The following is a 520-nucleotide window of genomic DNA, read 5'->3' as shown; positions in this document are numbered from 1 at the left end:
TAGAGGCGTTCCCACGCAGAGCGTGGGAACGATCATCCCCGGTGGTGTTTACCCCGGGGGATTTTTGATGCCGGTCAGGGAGCTATCGCTGGCAAGCCAGCTCCCACAGGGTTTTGTGGGGTTCACCAAATCTGCGATACACCGAGAAACCTGTGGGAGCTGGCTTGCCAGCGATTGGGGCGACTCGGTTTCAGATCAGAGCTTGGCCGCTGGACGCCCCGGCTTCTTGGTCTGCAACAAATGCGAGAACACCGCATGCAGATCATCCGACGCGCCTTCCTCGTCGAGGTTGAGCTTGCTGTCGATGTGATCCATGTGATGCATCATCAGGTTCACCGCCAGTTCGCCGTCGCGCTTTTCAATGGCGTCGATCAACTGGGTGTGTTCGTCGTACGAACAATGCGAGCGGTTGCCGCTTTCGTACTGGGCGATGATCAGCGAGGTCTGCGACACCAGGCTGCGCTGGAAGCTGATCAACGGTGCGTTCATTGCCGCTTCCGCCAGCTTCAGGTGGAATTCA

1 protein-coding gene is annotated in these 520 nt (G+C 58.3%); it reads right to left on the bottom strand.

Annotated features, from left to right (window positions below):
* Nucleotides 1-195 precede the first annotated feature (195 nt).
* The coding region (locus tag OQK_RS01480; RefSeq protein WP_016770787.1) for an FCD domain-containing protein at nt 196-520 on the bottom strand (325 nt) is incomplete at its 5' end.

The organism is Pseudomonas sp. R62, assembly GCF_000257605.1.
In the GTDB taxonomy this organism is placed as follows: domain Bacteria; phylum Pseudomonadota; class Gammaproteobacteria; order Pseudomonadales; family Pseudomonadaceae; genus Aquipseudomonas; species Aquipseudomonas atacamensis.
Note: the sequence above shows the minus strand (reverse complement) of the source record. Positions and strands in the feature narration are given on the sequence as shown.